This is a genomic window from Nocardioides agariphilus, assembly GCF_015352445.1.
Classification (GTDB): Bacteria; Actinomycetota; Actinomycetes; order Propionibacteriales; family Nocardioidaceae; genus Nocardioides; species Nocardioides agariphilus.
Map to the genome: position 1 here is coordinate 1 of NZ_JADKPO010000063.1, position 5597 is coordinate 5597.

Genomic DNA, 5597 nt, shown 5'->3' on the forward strand with positions numbered 1-5597 from the left:
CCGTCTCGAAACCACGCTGGCTACGGTTCGGTCGTTGGTTGAGGAGGGACGAAGTCCCGTCTCGAAACCACGCTGGCTACGGTTCGGTCGTTGGTTGAGCAGGGACGAAGTCCCGTCTCGAAACCACGCTGGCTACGGCGGTGTCGCGATGTACGGCGTCGTCAGGTGCGAGGTGGCCAGGGCTGCTCGACGACGTCTCGCCTCGTCGTACACCCGCCGGCGAGTGGCCGCACCCGCGACCGGGTCGGCCTCGGCGGCGTAGGCGACCTCGGGGAACAACAGCTGGATGGCGTGCACCAGCACGTCACCGGTCAGCAGCAGCACGTCGTCGCCCGACGACAGCCAGACAGACTGATGGCCGACGGTGTGTCCCGGAGTGGGGTCCAGGTCGATGCCGGGTCGCAGGGCGTAGGGCCCGTCGAGCTCGCGCAGCAGACCCGCGGCGCGCAACGGGTCGACCGTGGCCTCGCAGATGGTGCGGTCGTCGGCGACCGCGGCTACTTCTGCGGACTGGATCACGTGCTGGGCGTTGGCGAAGAGGGGCACCCCCGCGCGGCCCAGCACCCAGCCGACGTGGTCGTCGTGGAGGTGGGTGAGCACGACGGTGCCCACGTCGGCCGGCGCGATCCCGAGCTCGGTGAGACCGTCGGGGAGGCGCCCCTGACCGGGAGCCCACGAAGCGGCGGGGCTGGTCGACGTACCGACCCCGAGGTCGACGATGGTCACGTGGTCGTCGGGACCGACCACGACGAACGCGCGAAACGGCAGCACCCACTGGCCGTCGGCGCCGAACGTCTGGGGGTCGAGGTCGCGCGCCGAGGCCAGCTGCTCCTCGCTGGCGGACGGGAACGCCTCGGCCAACGTGGTCTCGATCGGCCCAGCTGCGTCGACGAGCGGGTGGACCAGGAACGACCCGACCTTGCGCCAGCTCAACGGCTCGTCCTCAAGGGCACGAAGCGGTAGGAGCCGTGGTGGCTCTCGCGGATGGCGGTGCCGTTGCGGGTCACGAGTGTCATCGTGCCGCGAACCGGGATGACGAGTCGACCGCCCTCGCCGAGCTGGTCGACGAGCTGGCTCGGCAGGGTCGACGGCTCGGCGGAGACCAGGATCCGGTCGTACGGCGCGTACTCCGGCACGCCGAGCACACCGGGCACGGCCAGGACGATGCGTGCCCAGGGCTGCCCTGTCGCTGACAGGTTGGCCGCGCCGAACGCGACCAGCGACGGCTCGAGCTCGACGCCGATCACCTCACCCTGCGGGCCGACGAGGTGAGCGAGCAGTGCCGTGGTCCAGCCCGAGCCCGAGCCCACGTCGAGCACCCGCATCCCCGGTGCCACCTCGAGCAGCCGGAGCATCGCGTCGACCGTGCGCGGTTGGGAGTTGGTCTGTCCCTCGCCGATCGGCAACGGTCCGTCGTACGCCGCTCGCCGCCGCTCGTCGCCGGGCAGGAACCCGATCCGTGGGAAGGCGGCGAACGCCCGGCCCACCCCCGATTCGTCAGCAGCAGCCCTGTGATGAGGACCCGTTGGACCGCTGACGAATCGGTTGGTCACGGCCGGCCCAGCGCGTCCAGGGCCGTCATCTGCTCGTCCGACAGCTCGAACCCACCCACATCGGCGTTGGCCCGTACGCGCTCGGGCTGCGACGAACGCGGGATGACGACGATCCCGTGCTGGACGTGCCAGCGGACCAGCACCTGGGCGGGCGTGCGCCCGGTCTCGTCGGCGATGCGTCTCACCACGGGATCGCTGAGCGACCCGCCGCGCAGCGCGCTGTAGCCCTCGAGCACGACGCCGCGCTCGCGGTGGGAGGCGACCAGCGAGGCGTCGTACATCGACGGCCGCCACTCGATCTGGTTCACGGCCGGCACCACGCCGGTCGCGTCGCTGACGCGGTCGATCTGTCGGAGCGAGAAGTTGCTGACGCCGATGTCGCGCGCCCGGCCGTCCTGCTGCGCCGACACGAAGCTCGCCCACACCTCCTCGTTGCGCCGGTCGGGTGCGTGCACCAGCCACAGGTCGACGTACTCGACGCCGAGCGCTGCCAGGCTCTGGTCGAGGATCGCGAGCTCGTCGCCCCCGGAGCGCGGGTTGTACTTCGTGGTCACGAAGACCTCCTCGCGCGGCACCATGCTGTCGCGCAGCGCGCGTCCCACCTCGTCCTCGTTGCGGTACATGGTCGCCGTGTCGAGGTGTCGGTAGCCCGCCTCCAGGGCCGCGAGCGTCGCGGCGTAGCACTCCTCACCGCGCAGCTGCCAGGTGCCGAACCCGACGAGGGGGAACGCACCGCCTCCCGGGAGCTGCAGGGTCGTGGTCGGGATGTCGACGGGCGCGGGCACCTCTCGACACTAGCCCCGGCGGGTACGTCGAAAGCTCTGATTGAACGTCCAGTCAAGGACCGCTACGGTCAGGCATGGCCCGAGGCCCGTTCCACGCGAACCGGCGGTCATGACGCAGGCGCGCTGCCCCCGATGTACGACTCCGCCGGGTACGTCGAGATCAGCGTGGAGTAGACCGGCCCCCGACAGCTCTCACCTGGGAGGCCACGGCACGAGCATCGAGGTCCTGGAGGCGTACGCGCGGTAGGCCGGCCGCTCCATCAAGGTCTGCTCCAGAAGCCGGGCGCCGGTGGCGTAGGCCAGGAAGTACGTCATCGCCACCGGCGCGACGAGGGTCGCGAGTGCGGGCAGCCAACCGGAGGCCAGTGCGCCCGCGAGCCACAGGCCCCACCACACGCAGGCGTCGCCGAAGTAGTTGGGGTGGCGCGTGTAGCGCCACAGGCCGGTGTCGAGCACGGGCGGACGCTGGTCGCGCGGCTGAGCACGGTACGTCGCGAGCTGGGCGTCGCCGACCGACTCGAAGAACATCCCGACCAGCCACACCGCAGCGCCGAGGAACACCAGCCAGGGCCAACGTAGGTCGACGACGCCGGCGGCCTGCAGGGGCAGCGACACCAACCAGACGGCGACACCCTGCACGATGAACACCTTGCGTACGGCGTCACCCATGCGCCCGTCGTTCAGCTCGCCGCCCAGCAGCTTGAGGTACCTCGGGTCCTCGCCGTGACCGCCCATCCGCTTCACCAGGTGCCGCGACAGCCGCAAGCCCCAGGCCCCGACCAAGGCGACGAGCAGCCACGACCGCCACGCGTCCGCATCCGCATCCGAGACGGCAGGCCCGACCACGGCACAGGCGACGGCAGCACCGACCAGCGCCAGCCCCCACGTCACGTCGACGACCGAGACCCGGTTGACCCGTCGCGCGGCCAGAGCCGTGACGGTCATCGCGACGACGACCACCACGACGACGGAGAGGCTGACGAGAAGAACGGCTGCGGTCAACGGGTGAGGACGATCTGCTCGACGTCGATGTACCCCGAGGCGAACCCCGCGCGGGAGTACTCCAGGTAGAAGTGCCACATCCGCTCGAACGTCGAGTCGAAGCCCAGCTCGCGCACCCGGTCGTGCGAGGCGCGGAAGGCGTCGTCCCACCGGCGCAGCGTCTCGGCGTAGTGGCTGCCGAACGACAGACGGTCGGCGATGTGCAGCGAGGTGTGCTCGCGCGTCACCTGCTCGATCGCCCGCACCGACGGCAGGAAGCCGCCGGGGAAGATGTACTTGTTGATCCACGTGTGCGTGTGCCGGGTCGCGAGCATCCGGTCGTGCGGCATCACGATCGCCTGCAGCCCGACCTTGCCGCCGGGAGCCAGCAACCGGTCGAGGGTCCGGAAGTAGTCCGGCCAGAAGTCGTGGCCGACCGCCTCGATCATCTCGACCGAGACGACCGCGTCGTACGTCTCGGTGGTCGAGCCCGAGGCGGTCGAGCTGTTGTCGGTGGTCGAGCTTGTCGAGACCACATCCCGGTAGTCGAGCAGCTCCACGCTGACCCGGTCGGCCAGCCCCGCCTCGGCAACCCGCCGGCGCGCGAGGGCCAGCTGCTCGGTCGACAAGGTGATGGTCCGCACGGTCGCGCCGCGTCGTGCCGCGCGGAGGGCGAGCTCACCCCAGCCGGTGCCGATCTCCAGAAGCCGCGTGCCGTTGCCGACACCCGTGACGTCGAGCAGACGCTCGATCTTGCGGGCCTGCGCGTCGGCGAGCGACTCGGCGCTCTCCCCTCCGGGCGGGATCGCGACGAGGTGGTCCTCGTGGCGGCGTACGGGCGTGTCGAACAGCGCCGAGGAGTAGCTCAGGGTCTCGTCCAAGAACGTGCGGAAGAGGTCGTTGGACAGGTCGTAGTGGTGGGCGATGTTGTTGCGGCTGTTCTCCGACGTACTGCGCTGGGCCCGGGGCGGGCGCGCCACGACCAGCGCGCGGGCCTTCTGCAGTGGGGCCGGGATGAGCGAGGGCAGGTCAGCCGCGAGCACGCTCAGGAATCCGGCGAGGTCCGCCGACTCCCAGGCCCCCGTCAGGTACGACTCCCCGAAGCCGATCAGCCCGTGTCGCCCCAGGCGGGCGAAGAACTCGTCGGGGCGGTGCACCGTCATCGCGGGTCCGCCCAGGCCGAGTACTCGGCCGCTCCGGTCGGCGTACTCGAGGTGCACGGTCACCGGGAGCCGGTCGACGGCCGCGGAGAACAGGCGCCGGGCGACGGCGGCGGACACCGCAGCACGCGGCCCGCTCGGTACGACGTCGAGGCCGGGCCAGGTGGCAGCCTCCCGGCTGGTCTGGATGGTCATGACACTCCTGCCTGATGGTGGGTGGGCCGGCCCTGGACGCGTAGTCGGCGCGTCCAGAGCCAGACACCATGCATTCGGATCAGGAGGGCACCTCGGATGCCTGCGGGTGCTGCGCGGAGCGCGGTCGGGCGGCCAGCACCAGCTACCCGTTCGCCCGTGAGCGAAGCGCTGAACACCGCGCCGTCGTCGGAGCGAAGCGTCACGGCGACCGCCAGCCGGTCGCTGGGCGTCGGCACCGCCAGCTCGTAGGAGCCGTCGACTCCGTGGAAGGGCGAGACGTACATCTGCTTGGCGGTGCTCGCGCGGCCCTGCTCGTCGGGAAACACCAGGTAGGCGTGGCGGTCGCCGTAGGTGTTGTGCACCTCCACGACCGTGCCGGCGGGCCGACCGTCGCCGTCGAAGCACCAGAACACGCTGATCGGGTTGAAGCAGTGTCCGAACGCGCGTGGGTGGGCGGCCAACAGGATGCGTCCAGGTCCGGCTGCGGTGGTCAGGTCGATGTCGTTGCGGGCCAAGAAGGCCGTGACGTTGCCGCGCAGCGTGGCGTGCGGCCATCCCAGATGGTCTCGCGCCTCGAAGCGACCCAGCACGCCGTGGTCCGGCAGGTGGTCGAGGTCGACGAGCCACAGGTACGAGCGGTGCTTGAAGGTCCGCTTCCAGGGCTTGCGGCGCGTGTGGGTGATCGTGGTCCGGTAGACGCCGGGCACCCTGGTCGGGGAAGGCGCGCGCTCGCTGGTTGGGGAAGGCGCGCGTTCGCTGGTTGAGGAAACGGCGCCTTCGCTGGTTGAGGAGGTTGCGCGTTCGCTGGTTGAGGAAACGGCGCCTTCGCTGGTTGAGGAGGTTGCGCGTTCGCTGGTTGAGGAGGTTGCGCTAGCAACCGTCTCGAAACCAGGCCCCCCTGACAGCCCCGCTGGTGTCGAGAC

General features: G+C 70.6%; 6 protein-coding genes. All 6 read right to left on the reverse strand.

Going from position 1 to position 5597, the window contains the following annotated elements:
• Window positions 1-132: 132 nt before the first annotated feature.
• Window positions 133-933: an MBL fold metallo-hydrolase gene (locus ISU10_RS22515; RefSeq protein ID WP_228501787.1), complete on the reverse strand. Its 801-nt coding sequence runs from the start codon at window positions 931-933 to the stop codon at window positions 133-135.
• Entirely contained in the window at window positions 930-1487 is a 558-nt protein-coding gene (locus ISU10_RS22520) for a protein-L-isoaspartate O-methyltransferase family protein (protein ID WP_194698698.1), read from the reverse strand. Before ISU10_RS22520 ends, ISU10_RS22515 begins: the two co-directional genes overlap by 4 nt.
• 62 nt (window positions 1488-1549) lie before the next feature.
• Entirely contained in the window at window positions 1550-2338 is a 789-nt protein-coding gene (locus tag ISU10_RS22525; protein WP_370865797.1) for an aldo/keto reductase, read from the reverse strand.
• Window positions 2339-2530: 192 nt separating this feature from the next.
• Window positions 2531-3340: a DUF1295 domain-containing protein gene (locus ISU10_RS22530; protein WP_194698699.1), complete on the reverse strand. Its 810-nt coding sequence runs from the start codon at window positions 3338-3340 to the stop codon at window positions 2531-2533.
• Window positions 3337-4674: an SAM-dependent methyltransferase gene (locus tag ISU10_RS22535; protein ID WP_194698700.1), complete on the reverse strand. Its 1338-nt coding sequence runs from the start codon at window positions 4672-4674 to the stop codon at window positions 3337-3339. Before ISU10_RS22535 ends, ISU10_RS22530 begins: the two co-directional genes overlap by 4 nt.
• Window positions 4671-5597 (reverse strand): DUF1365 domain-containing protein (locus ISU10_RS22540; protein WP_228501790.1); only part of this gene is annotated, 927 nt, incomplete at its 5' end. The genes ISU10_RS22535 and ISU10_RS22540, both read right to left, overlap by 4 nt.

Coding starts and splice junctions, on each gene's coding strand:
- ISU10_RS22535 (WP_194698700.1), bottom strand. CDS start 4,674: ATGACCATCCAGACCAGCCGGGAGGCTGCCACCTGGCCCGGCCTCGAC.